Origin of the sequence: Burkholderia sp. Ac-20365 (assembly GCF_017104715.1) — a bacterium.
Lineage (GTDB): Bacteria > Pseudomonadota > Gammaproteobacteria > Burkholderiales > Burkholderiaceae > Paraburkholderia.
In genome coordinates this window covers 226,683-251,830 of sequence record NZ_JAAGPI010000001.1, presented here as the reverse complement: position 1 = coordinate 251,830, position 25,148 = coordinate 226,683, and the positions used below count along the sequence as shown (strand labels likewise).

At 60.6% G+C, this 25,148-nt stretch carries 24 protein-coding genes; 13 read left to right on the top strand and 11 right to left on the bottom strand.

The window, feature by feature from the left end; genetic code table 11:
• Positions 1-115 precede the first annotated feature (115 nt).
• The gene (locus G3O01_RS01010) at positions 116-574 is read right to left on the bottom strand and encodes an SgcJ/EcaC family oxidoreductase (protein ID WP_205802576.1); all 459 of its coding nucleotides are present in this window, start codon (positions 572-574) and stop codon (positions 116-118) included.
• A 277-nt stretch (positions 575-851) separates the two neighbouring features.
• Positions 852-2,585 (bottom strand): FAD-dependent oxidoreductase, encoded by a 1,734-nt coding sequence (locus tag G3O01_RS01005; RefSeq protein WP_205802575.1) that lies wholly within the window; start codon positions 2,583-2,585, stop codon positions 852-854.
• A gap of 301 nt (positions 2,586-2,886) precedes the next feature.
• Here G3O01_RS01005 and G3O01_RS01000 point away from each other — a divergent pair, with 301 nt between their 5' ends.
• The 4 genes from G3O01_RS01000 to G3O01_RS00985 all read left to right on the top strand — a co-directional run bounded on the left by G3O01_RS01000 (position 2,887) and on the right by G3O01_RS00985 (position 8,703).
• Positions 2,887-5,112, top strand: a complete 2,226-nt coding sequence (locus tag G3O01_RS01000; RefSeq protein ID WP_346779136.1) for a SulP family inorganic anion transporter — start codon at positions 2,887-2,889, stop codon at positions 5,110-5,112.
• A 281-nt stretch (positions 5,113-5,393) separates the two neighbouring features.
• Positions 5,394-6,695, top strand: a complete 1,302-nt coding sequence (locus tag G3O01_RS00995; protein WP_205802573.1) for an FAD-dependent oxidoreductase — start codon at positions 5,394-5,396, stop codon at positions 6,693-6,695.
• On the top strand, positions 6,692-7,489 hold the full coding sequence (locus G3O01_RS00990; RefSeq protein ID WP_205802572.1) for a DUF1365 domain-containing protein: 798 nt from the start codon (positions 6,692-6,694) through the stop codon (positions 7,487-7,489). Before G3O01_RS00995 ends, G3O01_RS00990 begins: the two co-directional genes overlap by 4 nt.
• 2 nt (positions 7,490-7,491) lie before the next feature.
• Positions 7,492-8,703: a cyclopropane-fatty-acyl-phospholipid synthase family protein gene (locus G3O01_RS00985; protein ID WP_205802571.1), complete on the top strand. Its 1,212-nt coding sequence runs from the start codon at positions 7,492-7,494 to the stop codon at positions 8,701-8,703.
• Positions 8,704-8,734: 31 nt separating this feature from the next.
• On the opposite strand, the gene G3O01_RS00980 is transcribed toward G3O01_RS00985, so the two are convergent.
• Genes G3O01_RS00980 through G3O01_RS00970 form a run of 3 tightly spaced genes read right to left on the bottom strand, consistent with a single transcriptional unit; the run spans position 8,735 to position 11,284 of the window.
• Positions 8,735-9,340, bottom strand: a complete 606-nt coding sequence (locus G3O01_RS00980) for a lipocalin family protein (RefSeq protein ID WP_205803045.1) — start codon at positions 9,338-9,340, stop codon at positions 8,735-8,737.
• A gap of 10 nt (positions 9,341-9,350) precedes the next feature.
• Positions 9,351-10,466 (bottom strand): cyclopropane-fatty-acyl-phospholipid synthase family protein, encoded by a 1,116-nt coding sequence (locus tag G3O01_RS00975; protein WP_205802570.1) that lies wholly within the window; start codon positions 10,464-10,466, stop codon positions 9,351-9,353.
• A gap of 38 nt (positions 10,467-10,504) precedes the next feature.
• A complete protein-coding gene (locus G3O01_RS00970; RefSeq protein ID WP_205802569.1) occupies positions 10,505-11,284 on the bottom strand; it encodes a DUF1295 domain-containing protein in 780 nt (259 codons plus the stop codon).
• 470 nt (positions 11,285-11,754) lie between these two features.
• On the opposite strand from G3O01_RS00970, the gene G3O01_RS00965 reads away from it, so the two are divergent.
• From G3O01_RS00965 to G3O01_RS00955, 3 genes are all read left to right on the top strand, one after another.
• Entirely contained in the window at positions 11,755-12,270 is a 516-nt protein-coding gene (locus G3O01_RS00965) for a sigma-70 family RNA polymerase sigma factor (RefSeq protein WP_241023543.1), read from the top strand.
• The gene (locus tag G3O01_RS00960; RefSeq protein ID WP_205802567.1) at positions 12,267-12,986 is read left to right on the top strand and encodes an anti-sigma factor; all 720 of its coding nucleotides are present in this window, start codon (positions 12,267-12,269) and stop codon (positions 12,984-12,986) included. Before G3O01_RS00965 ends, G3O01_RS00960 begins: the two co-directional genes overlap by 4 nt.
• A 105-nt stretch (positions 12,987-13,091) precedes the next feature.
• The gene (locus G3O01_RS00955) at positions 13,092-13,622 is read left to right on the top strand and encodes a GNAT family N-acetyltransferase (protein WP_205802566.1); all 531 of its coding nucleotides are present in this window, start codon (positions 13,092-13,094) and stop codon (positions 13,620-13,622) included.
• 80 nt (positions 13,623-13,702) lie between these two features.
• Here the strand turns inward: G3O01_RS00955 and G3O01_RS00950 are convergent, their stop codons facing one another.
• Positions 13,703-14,407, bottom strand: a complete 705-nt coding sequence (locus G3O01_RS00950) for a hypothetical protein (RefSeq protein WP_205802565.1) — start codon at positions 14,405-14,407, stop codon at positions 13,703-13,705.
• Between the two features lie 369 nt (positions 14,408-14,776).
• Here G3O01_RS00950 and G3O01_RS00945 point away from each other — a divergent pair, with 369 nt between their 5' ends.
• Together G3O01_RS00945 and G3O01_RS00940 are read left to right on the top strand one after the other, a co-directional pair.
• Complete coding sequence (locus tag G3O01_RS00945; RefSeq protein ID WP_205802564.1) at positions 14,777-15,244, top strand: hypothetical protein; 468 nt, start codon at positions 14,777-14,779, stop codon at positions 15,242-15,244.
• Between the two features lie 333 nt (positions 15,245-15,577).
• Entirely contained in the window at positions 15,578-16,351 is a 774-nt protein-coding gene (locus tag G3O01_RS00940; RefSeq protein WP_205802563.1) for a flagellar brake protein, read from the top strand.
• 10 nt (positions 16,352-16,361) lie between these two features.
• Here the strand turns inward: G3O01_RS00940 and G3O01_RS00935 are convergent, their stop codons facing one another.
• The 5 genes from G3O01_RS00935 to G3O01_RS00915 all read right to left on the bottom strand — a co-directional run bounded on the left by G3O01_RS00935 (position 16,362) and on the right by G3O01_RS00915 (position 20,177).
• Positions 16,362-16,760 carry a RidA family protein gene (locus G3O01_RS00935; protein WP_205802562.1) on the bottom strand — a complete coding sequence of 133 codons (399 nt, stop codon included), beginning with the start codon at positions 16,758-16,760 and terminating at the stop codon, positions 16,362-16,364.
• Positions 16,761-16,838: 78 nt separating this feature from the next.
• Positions 16,839-17,105 carry a hypothetical protein gene (locus G3O01_RS00930; protein WP_205802561.1) on the bottom strand — a complete coding sequence of 89 codons (267 nt, stop codon included), beginning with the start codon at positions 17,103-17,105 and terminating at the stop codon, positions 16,839-16,841.
• Between the two features lie 816 nt (positions 17,106-17,921).
• A complete protein-coding gene (locus tag G3O01_RS00925) occupies positions 17,922-18,509 on the bottom strand; it encodes a flavin reductase family protein (protein WP_205802560.1) in 588 nt (195 codons plus the stop codon).
• Position 18,510: 1 nt separating this feature from the next.
• Positions 18,511-19,245 (bottom strand): GntR family transcriptional regulator, encoded by a 735-nt coding sequence (locus tag G3O01_RS00920; protein ID WP_205802559.1) that lies wholly within the window; start codon positions 19,243-19,245, stop codon positions 18,511-18,513.
• On the bottom strand, positions 19,242-20,177 hold the full coding sequence (locus tag G3O01_RS00915; RefSeq protein WP_205802558.1) for a polysaccharide deacetylase family protein: 936 nt from the start codon (positions 20,175-20,177) through the stop codon (positions 19,242-19,244). The genes G3O01_RS00920 and G3O01_RS00915 overlap by 4 nt, the downstream gene beginning before the upstream one ends.
• Before the next feature lie 297 nt (positions 20,178-20,474).
• Here G3O01_RS00915 and G3O01_RS00910 point away from each other — a divergent pair, with 297 nt between their 5' ends.
• The 4 genes from G3O01_RS00910 to G3O01_RS00895 are packed head-to-tail and all read left to right on the top strand — an operon-like array spanning position 20,475 to position 24,711.
• Positions 20,475-21,530 (top strand): ABC transporter ATP-binding protein, encoded by a 1,056-nt coding sequence (locus tag G3O01_RS00910; RefSeq protein WP_205802557.1) that lies wholly within the window; start codon positions 20,475-20,477, stop codon positions 21,528-21,530.
• Between the two features lie 35 nt (positions 21,531-21,565).
• The gene (locus G3O01_RS00905) at positions 21,566-22,867 is read left to right on the top strand and encodes an extracellular solute-binding protein (protein ID WP_205802556.1); all 1,302 of its coding nucleotides are present in this window, start codon (positions 21,566-21,568) and stop codon (positions 22,865-22,867) included.
• Positions 22,868-22,898: 31 nt separating this feature from the next.
• Positions 22,899-23,813 (top strand): ABC transporter permease, encoded by a 915-nt coding sequence (locus G3O01_RS00900; protein WP_205802555.1) that lies wholly within the window; start codon positions 22,899-22,901, stop codon positions 23,811-23,813.
• Between the two features lies 1 nt (position 23,814).
• Entirely contained in the window at positions 23,815-24,711 is an 897-nt protein-coding gene (locus G3O01_RS00895; protein WP_205802554.1) for an ABC transporter permease, read from the top strand.
• Positions 24,712-25,148: the final 437 nt, after the last annotated feature.

Below are 25,148 nucleotides of genomic sequence, written 5' to 3'. Positions count from 1 at the left end.
CTCCTCCTTCCCGCGTCACAGGCACATGCCTGTCACTATAGGACGCGCCTGAATTCACTTTTTAAACGAAACTCGAAGGTACGGATAAAAACTACCAGGCGCTGCCCGATATCTTTCACTTGTTCTCTTCCGCATTCCATGTGTGCGCAGTCGTTCGCCACTTTCCGTCCGTGCCCTTCATCATTACTTTTAGCAGTACGCCCTTGAATTGCGTCTTCTTGCCGTCCTTTTCCAGAACAGCACTCCAGTTGGCCGTCTCGTACATCACATTGCCGATGCGGTTCGCGCGTACAACATCAGTCGTGTGGTCGTGAACACCCGCATCGAAGTAGCCCTTGAAAAGCATTTCTATGTCCTCGCGCCCTTGCACCGTCTTGCCGTTACCCGGCGAAACGATGGCTTTCTCGTCGTATAGCGCTGCGAGCCCGTGAGCATCGCCTTTGTTGAAGTACGAATTCCAGACTGTATTCGCATCTTCGACGAGTTTGTCCTGAGCGAGTGCGGGATCTAGAGCGACAAGCGAAAACAGCGCGAAGAAGCTGCATTTGCCGAAGTACAACAAGGTTCTATTCATCGCTTATCTCCTGTGATGGAAGTGAGCGAGCAGCGCGAACGCTTGTTGTGAGGCCAGATTCCCATTCGCGCTGCCTCACTTTACTCACTCGCAGTGCGTGGAGTATATGAATGGGTATCGCCGTAATCAATTAATGGAGATTAAGGCTATTCGTCAAATCAGATGTCACGCCGGCTAATGAATAGAATCTATATTCGCAACAGCGAAGATGCGAATCTCCAAAAATGAAACACAAGTGGTTTGAAGAGAGCCACTCGTATTCGCCCTACGGGGCCGTTCAATAAACCCGCGACAGAAACCCCTGAATCTGCGCGACAACTCCCGCGCCTTCGCCGACTGCCGAAGCCACACGTTTGGTCGACCCCGAGCGGACATCGCCGATTGCGAACACACCTTCCACACTCGTCTGCAACGATATCGACAGCATGTTCGCATCGGGAAGATCGATGTCTGTCCGCACGAAACCTTTGCTATCGAGCGCGATACCGCAGGTGTCGAGCCAGCGCGTGTTGGGATCCGCGCCGATGAACACGAACAGGTGATGCATGGTCATGTTCCCTTCTATCCCGCCGGCGCCACGGTAACGCACCCGCTCGAGCCGCGCCGCGCCTTCAAGCGCAGTCAACTCGACCCGCGTATGAACCGTCACGTTCGGCAACGACGTGACGCGCTCGATCAGATAGTGCGACATGCTGTCCTCGAGCCTCGCGCCGCGAATGAACATGTGCACATGCTCGGCGTGCGATGCGAGAAACACGATGGCCTGTCCCGCCGAATTACCGCCGCCAATCAGCAACACGGGTTCCTTGCGACATAGCTTCGCTTCGATCGGCGTCGCCCAGTAGTACACACCACGGCCCTCGAAACGCTCGAGATTCTCGACGACGGGCCGCCGGTACTCCGCGCCCGTCGCGATGACGACGGTACGCGCGGTAATCCGGCGGCCGTTGGTCAACGCGACAACGGGTGGCTGCCTGTCGCAATACAACGCCTCGACCTCGCACGGGATGCCGATATGCGCACCGAACTTCTGCGCCTGCACGAACGCGCGATCCGCGAGAGCGTGACCCGTGATACCCGTGGGAAATCCAAAAAAGTTCTCGATGCGCGCGCTTGCACCGGCCTGCCCACCGGGTGCACGGCAGTCGAGCACCGCGACCGATAGCCCCTCGGACGCTGCATAAACGGCTGCTGCCAGTCCCGCCGGGCCCGCGCCGACGATCGCCACATCGTAGGTATGGGTCGGGTCGAAGTCGGGAATGATTCCGAGGCATGACGCAAGTTGCCCTTCATCGGGGTTGCGCAACACCGTCCCGTTTGGACAGATGGCAAGCGGAAAATCATCCTGCCGCGGTGTGAGTCTTTCGAGCAGCGCGATGGCCTCGGCATCCTGCTCCGTATCGAGTGTGACGTTGGGATACGTGTTCCGGCGCAGGAAGTTCTGCAACGCGAGCAGCCGGGCATTACCGGCCGCGCCGACCAGCACGGCGCCGTTCACGCGTTCCATCGCGACGAAGCGCCTGAGAATCAGCGCGCGCATGATCTTCTCGCCAAGCTCGGCTTCGCTGATCAGCAACGGACTGAGATCATCGGGCCGAACCAGCACAGCTTCGACGTCTTCGATCACGCACGAATCCACGAACGAGGGCTTGTTCGAAAACTGGTTCACATCAGACGTGAATTCGCCGCGCCGCGTGAAAGTGTGGATGATCTGCTCGCGGCCGAGACCATCGCGGGCAACCGCGCGAATCTTGCCCGACAGCAGCACGAACATGCCGGGCGTGCGCTCGCCAACACGATAAAGCATGGTGCCTGCCGGATAGCGCGACACTCTGCCAAAGCGCCGCACTCTGCTGATTTCAGCTTCGTCGAGGATGGGAAACAGCTGCTGAAGGCGTGGATGACTGCGCACGAACGGTGCATCGAGCTCCGCGTCATCGTCGGCACGGTGGCCGGCATCGACAGATTGATCAGGCGGGATATCGTCGTCTGGTTTCGACTCTTTGCTCATCACGCGTTCTCCTACAAGGCCTGACTCCTCGGGTGTTAGCGTCAAACGCTGCCAGGTGCCGCAAAGAGCGCGGGCTATCAGATGGAAGCAGCCTGTCATCTTATCGATCTGGTGGTTGCTGCGCATGCGAGGCGGCGCTCGCTGGTCTGCTTTCCGTTGAGCGCTTAAGAAATACGCTGGCGTACCTCGATAGATGAATGCGGCGGCCGCCGCCCCGGCTGTTTGACAGGCGTGAGAACGGCGGCGGATACTGGGGCGCGGTTGCTGGCCTATGCCAGGCGCCGCGTTCCGGGAGAGCGCCGTGAAGCCAGGTGCTACAGGCTCTGTGTCCGAATCTACCCCTGCGCTGCGCGTTCATGGACTGCTCGGCGACCTGACGGCGGGCGCCGTCTCGACGCTGGTGATGCTCTGCTACGCGATGAGTCTGGGCACGCTGATCTTCAGCGCAGACCTCGCGCGCTACGCAGAGCTTGGCGTACCGACTGCGCTGATCAGTTGCATCGTCACTGCACTGGTTATCGCGCTGACCAGTTCGATGCGCCTGAACATCGCCGGACCGGACAGCAATGCGACAGCGTTTCTCGCGGGCGTCGCGGCAGGGGTCGCGAGTAGCGTGCGCGCCGACGGCGGTTCCCCCCAAACCATTCTCCTGACAGTACTGATTTCGATCGCGCTGTGTTCGGTGTTGACGGGCATCGTGCTGTTCGCAATCGGTTCGTCGAAGCGCAGCCGCTCGCTGCAATTTCTGCCGTATCCCGTTGTCGGCGGATTTCTGGCGGGCACCGGTTATCTGTTGCTGGCAGGCGCATTTCGCGTGCTGACGGGCGCGTCGCCACAGTGGCACACGCTCGGCCTGCTCACGCATCTGCACTGGCTCGCGTGGATGCCTGCGCTGTTTATCGGCGTGTTGACGACGGTTCTCACGCGTAGATCGCAACACATCGCCGCGTTGCCGCTCGTGCTCGTCTGCGGCGTCGCGCTGTTCTATCTGATGCTGCGTGTCGCGGGACTGTCCGTCGACGATGCGCGCAACATGGGCCTGCTGCTGCCGCACGTGAAGCTTCACCTTTTCCCGGATCTACGCGTGCCCGCACCGCTTGCACACGGCGCAATCGACTGGGCCGCGATTGGCGCGCATCTGCCGGAGACACTCGTCGTGACGTCCGCGTCGGCAATCACGATTCTGATGAACTCGACGGCCATCGGCGCAGCGACCGGAGAAGACATCGACCTGAACCGCGAGATGCGCGCCGCCGGTCTCGCGAACATTGCAAGCGGTTTGCTGGGCGGCATGGTCGGCTATCAGTCGTACAACCGTTCGATGCTCAATGCACGCGCCGGCGCGACGAGCCGCATGGCCGGCCTGTTCGCGGCCATTGCATGTCTTGTCGTGCTCTCGGCATCGCCCGATCTGGTCGCGCTCTTTCCGGTGCCGGTGCTGGTCGGGCTGCAGCTCTTCATGGGACTGCGCTTGATGATGCAATGGCTGGTCGGCGCGTATGCACGGCTCAACTGGTACGAGTACGCGCTCGTGCCCGGCATGCTCGCTGTGGTCGCGTTTTATGGCGTGGTCGCGGGTGTGATTGCGGGCGTGATCGCCGCGTGCGTGATGTTCGCGCTGCTATACGGACGCGTCAGTTGCGTGCGCATGGAATTCGATGCGACCACGCGTACGTCGACGGTCGAGCGAAGTATCGAAGATTCGACGCGTCTGCGCGAAGCCGGCGCGCGGCTCTTCGGCATCAGCCTGCAAGGCTTTCTGTTTTTCGGCACCGCCAATTCGATTCTGCAGCGGGTGCGCCAGCGGCTGGATGCAAACGACCGTTTGCCCGTGCGCTACGTCGTGCTCGATTTTGCGGCGACGAACGGAATGGACGCATCGGTATCGATTGCGTTCGTCAAGTTGCGGCAACTCTGCGCGACGGCGGGCGCGGACCTCGTGCTCACCGCGTTGCCCGCACGTTCGCGCAGTCTGCTCGTGAAGACAGGCACGCTGAATTTGCGCATCCACGAATTCGCAACGCTCGATGCCGGACTCGAATGGATCGAGGAGCGCTTGCTCGAAACGGATGCCGGCATGCATCTGCCGGGAGAACAGGACTTTCGTGCGACGCTCGCGCCGCATTTCACACCGGCCGCGCTGGAGAAGTTGTGTGCGTGTCTCGAAGTACGCGATGTCGACGCCGGTCAACCGCTTTTTTTGCGCGGCGAGCCGGGCGATGCACTCTATATCGTCGAACGTGGACGCGTTGCGGTGTCGCTGCCGCTGGCCGACGGTCGGTTAGTCAGGCTGCGCTCGTTCGGGCCCGGCACCGTCGTCGGTGAAATGGCGGTGTACACGCAGACTGTGCGCAGCGCTGATGTGATCGCTGAAACCGCGACGCGAGTGCATCGTCTGTCCTTGTCCACGCTGCTTGCGCTCGAACTGGAAGATCCACTTACGGCGCAGCAGTTTCACCGCTTTCTGATCAAGACGATTGCGTCACGCCTTGCCGTTGCCAACGAAGCCTTGCGGGCCGCGTATTGAGCGCTCCCTGCGATCTGTCAATGCGCGTCCCATTCCTGTTCCATTTCTGCCCCTCATATCCGGCTATATTTTTCACAGGCTGGAAAATCCGGACGTTAGTGCACAGCATTGCTTTCGATGCCGCCTGCATCGATGCAACCGCGCGCGTGCATGCGTTCGCGGGAATCAGGGAGGCCTTTGCCGCATGACTGCATCCGTCTGCTGTCGTCGTGCGTAGAAGGGACTGACGCGCCGCTGTTTCCGGCATCCGCTATCGGCCCGTCGCTGACGGAGAACACCCAATGGATGTGCAGACGGCAAGCTGTCCCGTTTCGGCTGGCAGCCGCATCGCGGTGGTCGGCGCCGGCATCGCCGGGCTGGCGAGTGCCTATCTGCTCGCTCGACGCCATCGCGTGACCCTTTTCGAGGCTTCGGACTACGCCGGCGGTCACACGAATACGGTCGATGTCGAACTGGATGGCCTCACCCATCCTGTCGATACCGGCTTTATCGTTTTCAACGACCGCACCTATCCGAACCTGATCGCACTCTTCGGCGAGCTTGGCGTGGCATCGCACGAAAGCGACATGACGTTTTCGGTTTCGCTCGATCACGGCCGCCTCGAATGGGCGGGCACCAATCTGAACACCGTGTTCGCCCAGCGGCGCAACATGATCTCGCCCAGCTTTCTCGGCATGTTGCGCGACATCCTGCGTTTCAATTCGGCGGCTGAAACGCATCTCGCGGCGGCATCCGCCAGCGGTTGCTCGGTTGGCGACCTGTTGACGGCGGGCCGATACGGCACGCCCTTTCGACAACATTACCTGCTGCCGATGGCAGCCGCGATCTGGTCGTGCGCAACGTCCGACGTGCTGCGCTTTCCTGCCGCGACCTTTCTGCGCTTCTGTCTGAACCACGCGCTGTTGCAGGTGAATCGCCGGCCGCGCTGGCGAACCGTCGCGGGCGGCGCGCGCGAGTACGTGCGCCGGATCGTCGCCACGCTCGACGACGTGCGAACGAACGCGCCCGTGTTTGCGGTTCGGCGCGAGCGCGATGGCATTTTTATCGCAAGTGGATCGGGGTGGGAACGCTTCGACGCAGTGATCTTCGCGACCCACGCACCCGACACGCTGCGCCTGCTGGAAGACCCCGATCAGAATGAACGCGATGTACTCGGCGCGATCCGCTATCAGCCGAATGTCGCATGGCTGCACACTGATGCGGCATTGCTTCCGCGCCGCGAGCGGGTGTGGTCCGCGTGGAATTACGTGTCGCCCCACGGCGTGGGCGGTGTACGCCCGGTGTGCGTGAGCTATCTGATCAACCGGCTTCAGCCGCTGCCGTTCAAAAGGCCCGTGATCGTGACGCTCAACCCTTCGCGGCCACCTTTACGCGAAGCGGTGCTGAAGCGGTTTGACTACGATCATCCATTGCTCGACAGCGCGGCCGTTGCCGCCCAAACCCATATTCCTTCGATACAGGGCACACGGCGCACCTGGTTTGCGGGCGCATGGACCGGTTATGGCTTTCACGAAGACGGCCTGAAGTCGGCGCTGCGCGTCGCCCGCGACTTCGGTGTCGAACCCGCGTGGTCCGTGCGATGAACGGGACATCGTCCGAACGCGCCGCATGGTTGATGCGCGGGCATGTGATGCACGAGCGGCTGCGCCCCGTGCGTCACCGCTTTGTGTACCCCGTGTTCTGCATTCGCTGTGATCTCGCAAGGCTTCCGGAATTGCAACGCTGGTGGCTGGGCATCGATCGTCCAGGGCCTTTGAGCCTGATGATGCACGACTACGGCGCGTGCGACGGCACCGATCCGCTCGCGTGGATACGCAGCAAGCTCGCAGACACGGGCCTGAACCTCGATGGCGGCTCGATCTGGTTGCAGACGTTTCCCCGCGTATTCGGCTACGCGTTCAATCCGGTCAGTTTCTGGTTCTGTCATGACCGCGATGGCGCTCTGCGTGCATTGCTCGCCGAAGTGCGCAACACATTCGGAGAGCGCCATTCGTATCTGCTCAAGGCAGCCGACAACGGACCTATCGACACAACGACTAATCTCTTCTGCGCGAAGAAGCTTCACGTGTCGCCGTTTTGCAGCGTCGAAGGGCAATACACATTCCGTATCCGCGAGAGCGAGCGTGGCGCTTCGGTTCTTATCGACTATCACGATGCGCAAGGGCTGCTGATCCGCACGGCCATTTCGCTCGACAAGCGCCCTCTCACACGCGCGCTCGCATTGCGCGCACTGCTGCGCCAGCCGCTGCTCACGGTCGGCGTCATCGTGCGCATTTACTGGCAGGCATTGCGCCTGTGGCTCAGAAAAGTACCTTTCTACGGCAAACAGCCACCTCCGCCTCACTCGCGTCCAACAACAATCAACGAGGAATCGTGACCATGACGTTTCTGCGCGCCTTCTATGCCGCGGGCGAACCGCCCGCTTTCGCCCGTCTTTTTCTCGCGCTGCTTGGCCGCGTGCGCGTCGGCCATCTTATTCTGACCACGCCCGGCGGCCAGCAACGCGTGTTCGGCGACCCGCACGCGCAACCGGGCGCTCAACTCGTCCTGCACGACTGGCGCGCGTGCCGCGCGATCCTTCAGGCGGGCGACATCGGTTTTGCGGAAGCATATCGCGCGCAATGGCTCGATACGCCCGACATCGTGGCGCTGCTACGGCTCGCGATCCGCAACGAAGCTGCGGTGGCGCGCACGGTATCCGGCAGCGCCCCGGCACGGTGGTTCTATGGATTGCGGCACTGGCTGCGTCCGAACACGAGGCGCGGCAGCCAGCGCAACGTGCACGCGCACTACGATCTCGGCAATCCGTTCTACGCGCTCTGGCTCGATCCATCCATGACCTACTCGAGTGCGCTGTTCGAGGACGACGACAACCGCAGCCTGGAAGAGGCGCAGACAGCCAAGTATCAACGCATCGTCGATGTACTCCAGTTGCGCGCCGGCATGCGCGTGCTGGAGATCGGTTGCGGTTGGGGCGGCTTTGCGCTGCACGCGGGCCGTCTCGGCATCCGCGTGCACGGCGTGACGATTTCTCCGGCGCAATTCGAATGGGCAAGCGAGCGGGTGGCACAAGAACGACTCGGCGATCTCGTCACCATCGAGTTGCGTGACTATCGTGATCTGCGCGGCAACTATGACGCGGTTGTTTCCGTCGAGATGTTCGAAGCCGTGGGAGAGCGCTACTGGCACACGTTCTTCACGGTAGTGAAACGCATGCTGGCGCCGGGCGCACGCGCACTCGTCCAGTCGATCACGATCGACGACTCGCGCTTTGCCGCGTATCGCGCTTCGAGTGACTTCATCCGCGAGTACATTTTTCCTGGCGGCATGCTGCCGGGCGTCGAACGCTTTCGAGCGGCGGCGCGACATGCAGGCATGGAGTCCGTCGAGTCGCTATCGTTCGGGCTCGACTATGCCCGGACGATACGGTGCTGGCACGAGCGCTTCGAGGCAAACATCGACGCCGTACGGGCACTTGGCTTCGATGATCTGTTTATCCGCACGTGGCGGCTGTATTTCGCGTTTTGCGAGGCGGGTTTTGTAGAACGGCGCACGGACGTCAGGCAATTCGTCCTTACCGCCGGCGCGTGAGATGTTCTGGATTTGCCAAGCGATGCACGCGTCATTCGTCTTGCGACAGAAAGCCAGGCTTGCCGATCTGCTCAGGATGCTGCGGTACACGGCGAAAGCGCGATGCGTCGAATCCCATCGCATCGAAGCGCGCGAGCAGTGATCGATAAACGTCGTCGCTGATATCGGGCTCGCGCGCGAAGATCCAGCCGAGGCTCTTGTCTGTGAGACTGAGCAGTGTGTAGCGGTATTCGTCGTCGACATATAGCGTCAGTTGCGTGACGTGAACTGGCCAGAAGATGCGCACTTTCCACTTGCCATTGCCGCTACCCGGCACGACGCTGTCGACGAAATGGAACTGCGACGGCGGAGCGTCGAAGGTTTTCGGGTGCGCGGTGTAACGGTCGTCGATCTTGCCGTCTTCGCGCAACGACCAATCCGTATAACTGCCTACGTATTTGTTTTCGAGGAAATACGGAATGATCGCGATCACGTACCAGCGGCCCATATAGCGCGAAAGATCGACGCTTGCGGGCGTAAGCGGCAGATCCGCACGCGGATTGGAATTGGCAGGCGCCTGCGAACATGCCGATATCATGAACGCCGCCGCAACGAGCGTGATCAGCGTCAACGCAATATGCGTACGCAATGTCGGCATTTTCATCACATCACCGCTTGTCGAACAGATAGTGCGCAATGCCCCATTCGTTGCCCCGCGCGTAGCCGAAGAGTTCAGCCACGGCCATGTAGAACATTCGCCAGCGCTGAAACCAGATCGCCGCATTCTCCACGCCGTACACAAGTGCAAGTTCGGGCATGACGCGCCCACGCGCCCGGTCGAGATTCATCAGCCAGTGCTCTGCCGTACGTGCGTAATGCGTGCCGTCTATCCACCATTGCCTGTCGATGCGCAGATTGCGCTGAAAATGCCGCAGCAACGCTTCTGACGGCATCGTGCCGCCGGTGAAAAAGTACTTCGACATCCAGTCCGACGTGTCGTGTGTCTGAAAGTGATACGCCAGCGTACGATGCGCAAAGATATGGACAAAGAGCTTTCCGTCGGGCCGCATCCAGCGCGCAATACGTTCGAGCAATGCGTCATAGTTCTTCATGTGCTCGAACATCTCAATGGACAGCACACGGTCGAAGTCACCTGCGCCAAATGGCGCTCGCGCCTTGAAGGGATCGGAGAATTCGAACTGCACGACGTTACCCGTCACGACTCGCAGATTCGTGATGCCCGCCGACGCCGCCCGCGCCTCGATAAATTCGCGCTGGCTGCGTGAGTTCGATAGCGCCACGATCTGTGCTCGCGGGTAACGCGCGGCCAACCACACCGCGAGTGCTCCCCAGCCGCAACCGAGGTCGAGGATGGTCTGACCATCTTCGATCTGTGCGCGCTCCGCGTAAAGTTCGAGCATCGACTGCTCTGCCCGTTCGAGCGTCTCGTCGCCACGTGGATAAAAACAGCACGAATACTTCAGATGCGGCCCAAGATGTTCCTTGAAGAACGACGGTGGTAACTCGTAGTGTTGTGCATTCGCGGCGTCGGTTTCAATCGCAATGGGACTCGCGCGCAACTCGTCGATCAGTGCGTTGAAGCGCTGCGAATGCAGTTCATGATCCAGTGCCCCTTCTTCTATCAGCCGCTGCCGCATCACTCGGCGCATGCCGAACCGGATCAGACGATCCGGCAACCAGCCGTGTTCGCATGCATGGATCAGCCAGTCTTCGCCAGCGTGCTTCGCGTGATCGATGGAAGATTGGGTTGCCGTGAAAGTCATTGCATGCACCGTTCGAATGGATTCAAAGCGTATCGGGTTCAGCCACGGCGCGGTGGCCACGGTATCAATGCACTGGTCTCGCGCATGTACTCGGCGTAGCCGGGACGGGAATGCACCAGGTGTGCTTCCAGCATCGGCACGCCGGACAACTTCATCAACAGCCATCCCATCAGCACGGGAGGAATCAGCGTCAGCCACGCCCAGGCTGTACCGATTGACAGCGCGATATACGCGACCCAATGCAGGCACTCGAAGAAATAGTTCGGATGCCGCGAGTAGCGCCACAACCCAACGCGACACACCTTGCCCTTGTTCGCAGGATCGGCGACGAAGCGCGCGAGTTGCCCGTCCGCAATCGTTTCGCCGCTTACCGACGCGAACCAGATCACGATTGCAATTGCGACGCACACGGACGAAGGTGTGCCGGTATGCCACGCAGGCACGGCGAAAGCAATCGACAGCACCATCGAAATCACCGTTTGCAGTTCGAGGAACCAGAACATCTTGCGCCCTGCATCCGCGCCCCATTGCTCACGAAAACGGTGATAGCGCGGATCTTCCCGTTTGCCCGCGTTGCGACGCCACAAATGCCAGCCGAGGCGCACGCCCCATAGACCGCCTCCGGCCGCGACGAGCGCACGCGCAAGCGGATCGCCGTCGCTCGCCATGCCATAGAACACCGCGATCGCGCCCAGCGAGAACGCCCAGATCGGATCGATCATGCCGGCGTTCTCGCTTCTCAATTGCCACACCCAGAAGGCCGCGAACAGTACGACGAGCACCACGAACGCAATCGGCACGGCAACGGCTGGCGACATCGACGTTTCCTTCTGGCGTGATTCAACGAATGCACTGTCTGCAGGATATACGCGCAACACCATCGCACGGATGCATCGCGACCGGAGAGCGTGCAAACGACGTACCTTTGAAGGGGACATGTCGCGAATTTGAATCAGTTCGCGAGAGCGTGTTGCGCCGAACAATCCGGTGATGAAGCGAAAACCGGTAATGCTTGCTTCATGCATCCGCAACGCGTCCATCCACGTAAAAAGGAAAGAAGGAAAGCGTTTCGCCATTCGCCGCGATCCGGGAGATGCTGATGTCCTCGCAACCATTCGCTGGTAACAGGCCACTGGAAACGCTTCGCGCTGATACACTACTCGCACGAAGGCGCACCTCGAATAGCCAGCCCGGGTGTCATATGTCCTCACGGCCGCAAAAGGGTTCAAGCGAAACAGTGGGTACGTCCATCTCATCGGATTCTTCCGCACACGACGATCTGAACGCCATGCTGTCAGCCGTCGCCTTGCGCGACCGCGCTGCGTTTGAAACGCTGTATCGCCGGACCTCTCCAAAGCTATTCGCCATTTGCCTCAAAGTACTGCGCGACCGGTCCGAAGCCGAGGACACGCTTCAGGACGTGTACGTCACGGCATGGAATCAGGCGGCCACGTTCAATCCGCAACTCTCCAGCGCAATGACATGGCTCGGCACCATCGCGCGCAACCGGGCGATCGATCGCATCAGGCGCCGTCGCACGCAGCCGCTCGATGAAGCCGCCACTGAAGAGATCGTCGACGAAGCACCGACACCCGCTGCCCTCGCGCAACTCAGCGAGGAAAGACAACGGCTTGAACACTGCCTGCAAGCGCTGCCGGACACACAGAGACACGCTGTCCGCGAAGCGTTCTTCACGGGTTCTTCCTACGCCGAACTCGCGGCACGCATGAGCGTTCCTTTAGGGACGATGAAAAGCTGGATCCGGCGCAGTCTGATGCAACTGAAAAGCTGTCTGGAAAGATGAATACGCCCGCCTCTTCCGACGAAAACGATCTGCGCTGCGCGGAGTACGTACTAGGCGTGCTCGGCGACGACGAGCGCCGGGAAATCGAACGCGCAATGCAGCACGATGCGGGCACAGCGGAATCGCTCGCACGCTGGCAAACGCGTCTGATGCCGTTGATCGACGATCTTGCTGACGTGATGCCGCCGTCCCACGTCTGGAACCGGGTGCAAGTCCAACTCGGCTGGACACAGGCTGCGCGTCCGCCGGGCTTATGGAACAGTCTGTCGTTCTGGCGCTGGATGGGATTGATGTCGGTGGTCGCGGCATGCGCGCTCGCCATCGTGCTGACGCGCACCGTGTCATTGGAAAACGCCGCCGTACCGACAGCGGGTACGCAATATCTCGTCGCGACGCTTCAACGTCAGGGCGCGGGCGCAGGCTGGACGGCGACCGTCGATGCGCAACATGCGCAGATTGTCGTCGTGCCGCCGCGCGACATCGCAATTGCGGCGAACCAGTCGACCGAGATGTGGATGATTCCGCCAGGCGCGAAACCGATCTCGCTTGGCGTGATCGACACGCAGCGCCCGACCATCCTGCACGTGGCAGAGGCACAGCTCCAGATACTCGGGCCGCAGACGACGCTGGCGGTGTCCCTCGAGCCGCACGGCGGATCGCCAACCGGGCAACCCACTGGACCGGTGCTCGCCGCCGGCCACGCAGAGAAGATCTGAACCGTCCGTCCATCAGGCCCGCGGCCACGCCTCGAAATGTTATTTTTCTGGACATAATTCCACTATACTGGAAATCATGAACAGCGAAACGACAGGAAACACCTGATGAGCGACTACACCATCGTCCATTGCACGTTCGAACGCCACGCCGACGCGATACTGGAAATTTTCAACGAAGCGATCGTCAATTCAACGGCGCTCTACGACTACAAGCCGCGAACATCGCAAAACATGGTTGGCTGGTTCGAGGCTAAACATGCGGGCGGCTTCCCGGTAATCGGGATTGAAGATCCTGATGGCGTGCTCCTCGGCTTCGGCAGCTACGGCTCGTTCCGGGCGTGGCCGGCATACAAGTACACGGTGGAGCACTCCGTGTACATCCACGAGGATCATCGCGGGAAAGGGCTGGGCCGTGTCGTGATGCAGGAACTCATCGCTGCTGCGAGGCAGAACGACATGCACGCGATGATGGGCGGAATCGACGCGACGAATAGCGGAAGCATTGCGCTGCACGAGCGGCTCGGCTTCCGGCACGTCGGCACATTGCCGCAAGTCGGTTTCAAGTTCGGCCGCTGGCTGGATCTGGCCTTTTATCAATTGCTGCTCGACACGCCCGCGCAACCGGTAGACGGCTGATGCCGTTCGCGATCCGACGCGCCGTCATGCCGCCCGCCGAACCGCCTGGCCATGGCGAGCGGCAACGATTCGATCAGGCGCTACGCCTGCACGTCGATCAACACGCCGAGCGGCCTCCACTGAACGCCCTTCGTCTCGCCTGATATTCCGTCGAGCACGGCAGCCAGCGACACTTTCTTGTCGACGCCCTGCACGAGGTTCGCGACGTGATCCTGTAACGCCTGATTCAATTGTCCGATCGCGGCGGTCATCGGATCGTCGGACCCCGTGTCGGCGCTCGACGCACTGCTGGTATCGTCGAGACCGAAATCCCATTCGTCGGTATCGGTATCGTCGGTGCTTGCGAGCGTGCCGGACATCTTCGCCAGATCGGCAATCTGGCCGCCGAGATCGCGGTAGCCATGCACGGCAGGATGCGTATCTGTCACCGCCGACAGTGCGTCGCTCGGGCCATTGCCCGATGTGTTCAGACCATTGGCCAACGCGATCGACTGCTGCAGTTCGAGTGCCTGGTAGAGCGCCGCGATCAGCGATGCACTCGACGCACTCACGCGCCTGGGCAACGACAACTCGTCGGCGTTCTCACCGCCGATGCCGTCGCTGATGGTCAGGCCCGTCGATGCATCGATGCCGAGGCGCGTCAGCGTGAGCTTGAGTGCAGCCATCAATGCATCGTTACTGCGGTCGGGCGTGCTTGCCACCGACGATGCATCCTTCGATGCGGGCGGCTCGGGCGGCGGCGGTGTGGTGACCGACGTATTCGTGTTGATTGGATCTGGCGACATGGGGCCGACGCTTCCTTTGTTCAGCGCTTCAGTGGACGGTCGAAAATCGGTTGCACGGTTACGACGTGCAAGCGGGTTATCGGGACCGTCGCACGAGACTTGATGTTTTGTAATTGCGCGGAAGGGAGATCGACCTGTTGGTAATCAATTCCGGATAATTATTGACAATGCCTTTCGTCTGATTACGACGACATGCACATCCATCTGAAACGTTTTCATCCGCCTGTGTGAAAAGCGTCCAGTTAAATTGCCTACCGTATTCGCAGCGATTATGCTGGTTGGTGCGTTCTGCATCGTGAAGGGCGATCCTTCACCTCTGGTCCGATCATTGGGCACGCAATGTTCAAGTGACAGGAGAAGTCCATGCGCATGCCTCTACAGACGGGCGCCATGCTAGTGGCACTTGCGCTGGGCGGAAACGCACTCGCTCATCCGAACATCGAGAACGCTCCCTTTGGTGAGAACTACGACAACTACGCGGCGAGTTCATATGCGGCGATTGCGACTGTCGATGACAGGAAGGAAGCGGGCGTCGACACCGCTCTTTCACAGGATTCGTTCCGTCCCACCGAACAGGTTGCTCCGGCCAGACTGGAAAGATCGGTAAGTTATGTGAGCGCCACTGGCGATATGCGCGCGACAAGCAAAGCCGATGAAACGGGAAATCTCGAAGATGGCAGACGAGCCCTTCATCCGTCGACGCCCGATACGGCCGCTCAATTAACGAACGGGGCGGCAGCGCTACATGTTGTATTCGATGGCACAGCGATACTCACTGGCGGCTGGCTAAGCAGCGGCCAGTATGTGCTTACGTTTAATCTGAACGCACGGAATTGACACTGAGCAGCTGACGCCGCCGTCTTCGCCCGCAAGAACACCTTGCAGCATTTGCCTGGTTCCGCGGGAAGCCGCCAGGTTTCCCGAACGTGGCCGTAACACGGCTGCCGACGTTACGTAGCAACGTCCTCCCGTTCCCCGCCACATCCCCCCGTAGGCCTTCGAGGCAAACCCTCGCCGCCTTGCTGCACGAGGCTCCCAGCCTGCCACGCCGCATCCCGGCCACGCTGTCCCCGCCTGGCACAGTCCCTGCAATTCAACACGCAACGGGGCACATCCGCCCAGCGCGCCACGAATCAGCACACAAACGACAACCCACGCCCGGACAAAACAATGATCGCCGACCTCCCGCTGACCGCAGTCGCCGCCACCGGCGCCCCGCCCCTGACCACCACGCTCGACGACTACGCGCAACGTCATCCATTGCAGATAGCCGTGTGCCTGCGCGGCCTCGCGACGCGTCAGGATTTCATCGCCGTCGAGTTCGATGGCCGTCAGCTGGTGACGCAGATTATCGAAGTCGATTCGCGTAATGCACGGTTCGTATTCGACCTCGGCAGCGTCGACACCGATAATCGCGCGCTGCCCCGCGCAAGAGAACTGAAATTCCACGGCACGCCTTCAGGCATCCGCACCGAATTCACGACGAGCGCCGCTACGCCGATCATTTTCGATGGCCGCCCCGCGTTCGAAGCAACCTTCCCTGCCGTGCTTTACTACGTGCAGCGCCGCGAGTACTTCCGTGTCGAGACGCCTTTGCTCGATCCATTCACGGCGACAGGCACGCGGCCGGGTGACGCTCCGTTCAAACTGGTGGTAAAGGATCTCTCATTGGGTGGCGTAGCATTGCGGGCCACCGATTCCCGCTTCGACGACGTCGCAACCGGTCATATCCTCCACGACGTCATATTGAAGCTCGGCAGTTTCGGCACGCTGCAACTCGATCTGGAAATCGTCGCGCCGCGCAGATCGATGACGCCAGGCGGCGAACTGCATACTGTTCTCGGCTGCCGGTTTCTCGGCTTGCCGGGTGCTGCGGAACGCACGCTGCAACGTGTCATCACGCAACTTGAAACAAAGCGGCTCGCGCTATCGCCACGAAGCTGATCGATCTCTGTCAGCCGTCCCGCTTCACGGCCACGCACTTGATCTCCACGAGCAAGCCGGGATGCGCGAGCTCGGACACGCCGATCGCGGTCCACGCACACGTTGCGCGCGGGAACACCCGGTTCTTTACTTCGCGAAAGACGGCCATGTGCTGACTCATCTGAACGTGATAGGTCGTCATATCGACGATATCCTCGAACGTGCAGTCCGCTTCCTCGAGGACTACGCGCAGGTTCTCCCAACAGGCGAGAAACTGCGATTGCGGGTCGATGATGACTTCAAGGTCCGCCGTGCGCCCGACCTGTCCGGCGCAAAAAACGGTCGCGCCGACTTTGACCGCAGGGACATAGCCAGCGCGCTCAACGATGCGCTGCATCGATGATGGAACGATAACTTCACGATCTGTCATTTGACATTTTCCGTCGATGAATTGGAGGACGTTTGCTGCTCCTTGAAATTATCGCCGGTTCTGCCGGTCAATGAATTCTCACTGATACATCCCGTTTGGCAACCGGCCATGATAGGGCGTATCCCGGCAGTGTCCCCACGGTCCGAGCCAGTATCCCGGCGGGCACGCATAAGTGGAAACAGGCGCCGGCGGCGGCGTATAGATAACGGGTGCCGCATACCGGCATTGTCCCCATGCGTTGCGCCAGCCTCCCGGTCCGCAGCCTTGCGCGGCTTCTGCCGTACCGATTGAAAGTGCCAGTGCTGTTGCTGCTATGGCAAATGATGCAATGTGTTTGCGGTTCATGAGTTGCTCCTGTCGTGGGGTTGTGACGGTTTTTTTCCTGGCAGGAGTTAGTTTGTGGGGAGAGTGTTAGTGGAGAATGAGGGTGGCTGTGTGCGGTTGGGGGTTTGGCTGGGTTTGTGCTGGCATCCGCGTGATGTTATTGGTTTATTAGTGTTGCCCCTGTGCGGGGCGGCACTTACTTTCTTTGCCGCCGCAAAGAAAGTAAGCAAAGAAAGCGGGCTAACACCGCCCGTTCTTGACCTCCGCCTGAGGGCCCCCAACAGTTCCTCCACTTCACACGGCAACCTGCCATTCACTGCCCGTTGCCAGCGCTCCGAACCTGCGCCTCACCCACTTCAAGTACCCGTTGCGCAGCCAGCGGCAGCGAATGGTTTGGGCCGCCCAGGTGGCAAACTGTGTGTAGGTCGTAGTGCTTCACAAGTCAGCGCTCTTACGACACCGATCGCGCTTTTCAGTCTGGAGTGGAGCGCATACGTCGCGAAAGCCGACACACAGTTTGCCGCCATAGAACGTGGGAGATTTGATCGCGCGTGTGGTGATGCGGGAGCACGAAGCGGGTGAGGCGCTCAATAAGAGCGTTGGCAGCGGGCATCAAGAAGGGAGATGCCGCGGGCAGGACGGGGCTGTTGGGGGCCCGTGGGCAATTACAGGAACTGGCGGTGTTCAGCAGCTTTCTTTTGCCTACTTTTCTTTGCCGCGGCAAAGAAAAGTAGGTGCCGCCCCGCACAGGGGCAACCCAGGCAAACCAATAACAAATCGCGGATGCCAGCAAAATCAAAAACATACGCGCAAGCATATACCCCGACGTCAAACCACTCACAGTTCGAACCGGTCCCGCGTCGTCACATAATCACTCGCACCGAAACGCCCGACGGGAAAGTAATGTTGCAACCTCACGCGCCATGCATCGCGGTCGATCAGTTCGTCCCGCGCATGCAACACCAGCACCTTGCCGATGAAGATATGACGGCTCGCCGTTTCGAGCGTTTCCCAAAGCTCGCATTCAAACGCAACCGGTGCCTGTGCAATACGCGGCGGCTTGACGCGCGTCGAAGGCAGCGCGGTAAAACCCACTTCGTCGAGTTCGCTGACATCCGGCGCAAAGCGCTCGCCACAACGATGCATCTGCTGCGCAATCGCCTCGTCGGCGAGATGCACAACAAACTCTCTCTCACGCGGAATGTTCACGGCCGTGTCTTTCAGTGTGCCGTCCGCGAGACGATTGATGCTGATCATCACGATAGGCGGTTCCTCGCCCAGCATGTTGAACATCGAGAACGGTGCGGCATTCACTGTGCCGTCCGCGCCGAGCGTCGTCACGAGCGCAATGGGCCGCGGCACGATCAGACTCGCCATCAGCTTGTAACGCTGGTATTCGGTGATCGCTTCGAAGTCGATTTCCATGTCACTCCATCGCGGTTTGTCGATCGGGTTCGATGCCGAGCAGTTGCGCAAGCCGCTTCTTGCCCGGCATGCGCGATGTTTCGATGCGTGCTTCCAGACTTTGAAGATGCGCCATCATATGACCGATCGCGCCTTGTGCATCGCGTGCTTCGAGACAATCGAGAATTGCCGTGTGCTCGTCGTGTTCGCACGGCGCATTGCCCACGGGTTCGTATGCACCGACGATCAGCGAACAACGCGAGATCAGTTCGACCAGATAGCGTTCGAGAATCGAGTTGCCCGCAAGCGCGGCGATGCGCAGATGGAACTCGCTTGCAAGCCGCGCCCACGAAGGCTGATCGAAGCGATGCATGGCCTCGTGCTCATCGGCGAGCTGTTTGCGAAGCGCGGCAATATCGTCGACACTCGCACGCTGCGCGGCAAGCTCGACCAGCGCGCGTTCGACTGCCCGCCGGGTTTCGAAGATCTCGCGTGTTTCTTCGCGCGTCGGCTGCGCAATCACCGCGCCCTTGTTCGGCCGCAATACAACGATGCCGTCATGCGCGAGCTTCTCCAGCGCGCGCCGCACCACCGCGCGCCCGACGCCGAACAGCGAACATAGCTCCGGTTCCGGCAGCTTCATGCCCGGCGTGAGCCTGCGATTCAGCACGCCCTCGAAGATCGACTGATAGATGCGTTCGTCCGTGCTCACCTTGGCGATCTTCTCCTGCTTGGCACCTGCTCGCACGGTACTCATGCCGCTTGCACCGCAGTGGGCACGGTCTCTTCCACATGGCGCGCAATCTCGCCAGGCGTCGTGAGCCAGATGTCGTCGCGCATTCTGGCGATATGCGCGAGCGCTCGGCGCAGATGCCGCAACCGGTACGGCTGCCCGACGATATACGGATGCAGCGCAATGCCCATCACGAGCGCCTGCGACCCGCGTTGGGTCTGCTCGAGCATCTCTTCGAACTGGTCGATGATCATGTCGGTGAAGTCGCGCATGTCCATCTGCCGCGCCATGATCATCGGCAGATCGTTCAGTTCTTGCGGGTAGGGAATCGACCAGAGCGGGCCGTGCTTCGTCGTCATCCGCACGGGACGATCGTCGTGACACCAGTTCAGCGTATAGCGATAACCCGTCTCGGCGAGCAGGTCCGGCGTGCGGTGCGACTCCGATATCCACGGCGACAGCCATCCGGCCGGCTCCGCGCCCGACTGCCCGAGCATGCGTTCGCGGCAATGGGCCAGCAAGGCACGCTCGCCGTCTTCATCCAGATCGCTCTGGCGCTGCGCGTTGGTGTAACCGTGAGCGATCAGCTCGTCGCCGCGCGCGACGCAGGCTTCGATCAGCGCCGGGCAGTGGTCGTATAGCGACGTATTGATGAGCGTGCCCGCGGGCATATCGAGCGAGTCGAACAATTCGATGCAACGCCACGCGCCGACGCGATTGCCGTACTCGCGCCAGCTGTAGTTCAGCACGTCCGGTTGCGGCGACAACGGGCCCAGTGCGGCACCCAGTCCCTCGCCGAAGGCGAAGTGCTCGAGGTTGAAACCAAGGTAGACGGCGAGCCGCGTGTCGTTTGGCCAGCAGTACGCGTCGCCCTCGTGGACCGGCTGATAGTCGAAGCGGCCGTGCGTCGTCAGTGGACCGAATGCGCCGCCCGGCTCGCGCTTGAAGTCGTTCATTGTCAAAGGTCAATGACCCGGTTTGGTTAGTTTGTGCCCCATTCCGAACGAAACCTGCACTGCGATTGCACACGTAATGCGCCTGCAAGTGCTGACGATCGGCGTTACGGATCGTGTGCAATATGCGCGCCAACCTGTCGACACGCGCCGCTGGCACGCGTCGCGGCAGACATGCCGTCGCCCTCGAAGGCCCTCGAAGCCACGAATGGCATATGAATTGCAAACGCTCCCGGCCGCGTGCCTCGCACATTGCGCATTTGCCGTCATCCGATCGTGTCTTCTTACAGGACAACCTTCATGGTTCAGCAGGCATCAACCGTGGTTCATGCAAGCCCCGCCGACATCGAGCTTGTGCACGTCTCGAAGCGCTACGCCGATTCGCTCGCCGTCGACGCGATCGACCTGCGCATTCCCGGCGGCGCATACTGCTGCCTGCTGGGCCCTTCGGGCTGCGGCAAGACCTCGACGTTGCGGATGATCGCGGGGCACGAATGGGTCTCCGAAGGCGACGTGCTGATCGGCGGACGCAACGTCACGCATGAGCAGCCCGCCGCGCGCGGCACCGCGATGGTGTTTCAGAGCTACGCGCTGTTCCCGCATCTTTCCGCACTCGACAACGTCGCGTTCAGCCTGAAGATGCGCGGCGTCGCCAGGGAGACGCGCAGAAAGCGCGCGGGCGAACTGCTCGAACTCGTCGCGATGTCGGCGTATGCGAACCGCCGGCCCGCGCAGCTTTCGGGCGGCCAGCAGCAGCGCGTCGCGCTTGCGCGTGCGTTGCTCAACGAACCGCGCTGCCTGTTGCTCGACGAGCCGCTCTCCGCGCTCGACCCGTTCCTGCGCGTGCAGATGCGTGCCGAACTCAAGCGCTGGCAGAAGGAACTCGGCATCACGTTCGTGCACGTCACCCACTCGCAGGAAGAAGCGATGGCGCTCGCCGATCTCGTCGTGGTGATGAGTCACGGTCATATCGAACAGACAGGCACGCCGTTCGAAGTCTTCAACCAGCCGCGCACGGAATTCGTTGCGCGCTTTCTCGGCGGCCATAACGTGCTTGGTGCGAATGGCCGGCTCTTTACCGTACGCGCCGACCGTCTGCGCATTGCGCCGCAAGGTGTGACGCCGGGCACGAGCGCGGGCGACAGCGGCCTGAGCCGCATCGGCGGGCTCGCCTGCACGGTGCGCGAAGCCGAGTATCAAGGCACGCATCTGCGTATCACGCTCGATCCGCAGGACGGCTCGCCTTCCCTTGTCTCGCTGATGAGCGACGCCGAATACGACCCGCAACGTCTCGGACCCGATGCACGCGTGACCGTCTGGTGGGACGAACAGAACGCACATCCACTCGCAGCTTGATGCACTCAACGACAATTTCTTAAGAGGAGAAAGCAATGAACGACGACAAGGCAGTCGCAGGCGTGCAGCAAACTGAAGAAGAGACCGTCAACAAGGGCATCTCGCGTCGAACGTTCATCAAGGGCGCAGTCGCGGCTGCGGGTATCGCCGGTTTCCCGTATGTGCACGCGCAAGAGAAGATCACGTTGCGCTACCTCGGCACCGCCGTTAACCAGAGCTCGGACATCGCGAAGAAATTCAAGGAAGACACGGGCATCGAGATTCAATACATCCCCGTGACCACCGACGACGTCACGAAACGCATCATCACGCAGCCCAATTCATTCGATATCGTCGACACCGAATATTTCTCGCTGAAGAAACTCATCCCGGCGGGCACGCTCGCGGGCATGGACGCAAAGCGTATCAAGCTTGCCGACAAGATCACGCCCGTACTGACGAAGGGCGAAGTGGACGGCAAGAAGATCGGCGATCAAGGCACGGCACCGAAGAAGGTCATGTTCCTCAAGGGCGCACGTTCGACGGAATTCTCCGCAACGCCGACCGAGTGGATGACGCTGATTCCCACCACGTACAACGCCGACACGCTCGGCATTCGCCCGGACCTGATCCCGCGCCCCGTAACGACGTGGGCAGACCTGCTCAATCCGCAGTTCAAGGGCAAGGCGGCGCTGCTGAACATTCCCGCAATCGGCATCATGGATGCCGCCATGGCGATCGAAGCAATGGGCCGCGTGAAGTACGGCGACAAGGGCAACATGACGAAGGCCGAGATCGATCAGACCATCAAGATCCTGATCGAAGCCAAACGCGCCGGCCAGTTCCGCGCGTTCTGGCGTGACTTCAACGAGAGCGTGAACCTGATGGCGTCGGGTGAAGTGGTGATCCAGTCGATGTGGTCGCCCGCCGTCACGAAGGTCCGCACGATGGGCATTGCGTGCAAGTTCCAGCCGCTGAAAGAAGGCTATCGCTCGTGGGCGTCGGGCTTCGGCTTTCCGCGCTCGCTGCAGGGCAAGAAGCTCGATGCCGCGTACGAGTTCGTCAACTGGTTCCAGGACGGCTGGGCAGGCGCGTATCTGATGCGTCAGGGCTATTACCCCGGCGTGACGGAAACGGCGCGCACGCACATGCAGGCGTACGAATGGGACTACTGGATGGAAGGCAAGGCAGCCGCGCAGGACATCAAGGCGCCCGACGGCCAGCTGCTCGAAAAAGCCGGTGCCGTGCGCGACGGCGGCTCGTACAACCAGCGCATGGGCGCGATTGCCTGCTGGAACGCGGTGATGGACGAGAACATCTACATGGTGCAGAAGTGGAACGAGTTCATCGCAGCATGACGGTGCTCACGACAACGCGCGGAGTCTGACGATGGCCTCGGTCGAATATCTCCAGCAAGCGAAGCAGACAGCCGTGCGCCATCGGCGCGTGAGCGCGTGGCTGCAAGCCACGCCGCTCACGCTGACGTTTGCGTTCTTCTTTATCGTGCCGCTCGTGATCACGTTGATCGTCAGCTTCTGGGACTTCAACGAGTATCAGATCATCCCGGCGTTCACGCTGAAGAACTACGCGGCGATATTCGACGGCTGCGGCTCGTTCACGGACGTCTGCGTGACGTTCAAGACGTACTGGTCGACACTGAAGTTCTGCGCGATCGTGTGGGCCGTGACGCTCGTACTCGGCTTTACGATCGCGTACTTCCTTGCGTTCCATGTGCGCACGACGGCGATGCAGACGGTGCTGTTCCTCGTCTGCACGATTCCGTTCTGGACGTCCAACGTGATCCGCATGATTTCGTGGATTCCGCTGCTCGGCCGCAACGGGCTCGTCAATCAGGCATTGATGTCGGCGCATCTGGTCGATCAGCCGCTCGAATGGTTGCTGTATTCGAACTTCTCCGTCGTGCTGGCGTTCGTGCATCTCTACACGTTCTTCATGATCGTGCCGATTTTCAACGCGATGATGCGCATCGACCGCTCACTGCTCGAAGCCGCGCGTGATGGCGGCGCAAGCGGCTGGCAGGTGATTCGCGACGTCGTGCTGCCGTTGTCGAAGACTGGCATCGTGATCGGTTCGATTTTCGTGGTCACGATCGTGATGGGCGATTTCCTCACGGTTGGCGTGATGGGCGGACAGCAGATTGCGTCGGTGGGCAAGATCATCCAGGTGCAGACGGGTTATCTGCAGTTCCCCGCTGCCGCCGCCAACGCGATCATTCTGCTCGCGGTGGTGCTCATGATCGTCTGGGCACTCACACGTGCCGTCGACATCCGGAAGGAGCTGTGACATGAGTGTTTCGCTCAGACATCGCGAGCGGCGGCCTGCTAGCTTTTACTGGCTTGCGCTGCTGTTCGGGCTGTTCGTGCTGTTTTTGTATGGGCCAGTGATCACGATCTTTATTCTGTCGTTTCAGGGACCCGAGGGCGGTTTGACGTTCCCGATGCGAGGCGTGTCGCTGCACTGGTTTCAGGTGCTGCGCGATGGAGTTGGGGATATCGATATCTGGGCGGCGTTCGGGCGCTCGGTCAAGCTCGCGCTTGCTGTTACCGTGCTGACGGTGCTGTTCTCTGTGAGCGCGGGGCTCGCGTTCAGAAGGCGGTTCCGGGGCGATACGGCGGTGTTTTATGTGTCGGTGGCGAGTCTGATCATGCCGTCGATCATCGTGTCGCTTGGTATTGGGTTGACGTTCCGGTTGCTCGATACGTTGATCAAGTATCTCGCTGGCGCGTGGGGCTTTCAGTCGGTTGCGGATACGTGGACTACCTCGATGGGTCTTTATACGTCGGCGCTTGGTGCTCATCTTACGTGGACCTTGCCGTTTGGTTTGCTCGTGATGTTTGCTGTTTTTAATCGATTTAATCCTGCGTTTGAAGAGGCCGCGCGTGACCTTGGCGCATCGCCGTGGCAGTCGTTCAAGCATGTCGTGCTGCCTATCATCGGGCCTTCTGTTATTGGTGTCGCGATGTTTGGGTTTACGCTCTCGTGGGATGAGATTGCACGCACCTCTCAGGCGATCGGGGATCAGAATACGCTGCCGCTTGAGTTGCAAGGGTTGACTACGTCGGTGACGACGCCTGTGATTTATGCGCTCGGGACGATGACGACCTTGATTTCCCTTGCGGTGATGGTGGGGGGGTTGTTGATTGCCAGGGCGCTTTCAAGGAAACGGGTTGTGGGGGGGTGATGTTCTGTTGTTGCTGTCGCGGTTTAGGTTTTCGCTGGCATCTGCGATTTCGCTGGCATCCGCGTTTTAGCTGGCATCCGCGATTTAGCTGGCATCCGCGTTTTGATATCGGTGCTTCAAGCGTCGCCCCTGTGCGGGGCGGCACCTACTTTTCTTTGCCGCGGCAAAGAAAAGTAGGCAAAAGAAAGCCGCTGAACACCGCCAGTTCTTCTTTCCGCCTGAGGGCCCCCAACGGGTCCTCCGCTTCAAACGGCAACCTGCCTTTCACTGCCCGTTGCCAGCGCTCCGAATTGGCGCCTCACCCGCTTCATGCTCCCGCGTCGCCATACACGCGATCAAATCGCCCACGTTCTATAGCGGCAAACTGTGTGTAGGCTGTCGCGGCTTATGCGCTTCACTCCGGACTGAAAAACAAGGTGGGCGGCTCGAAACCACGA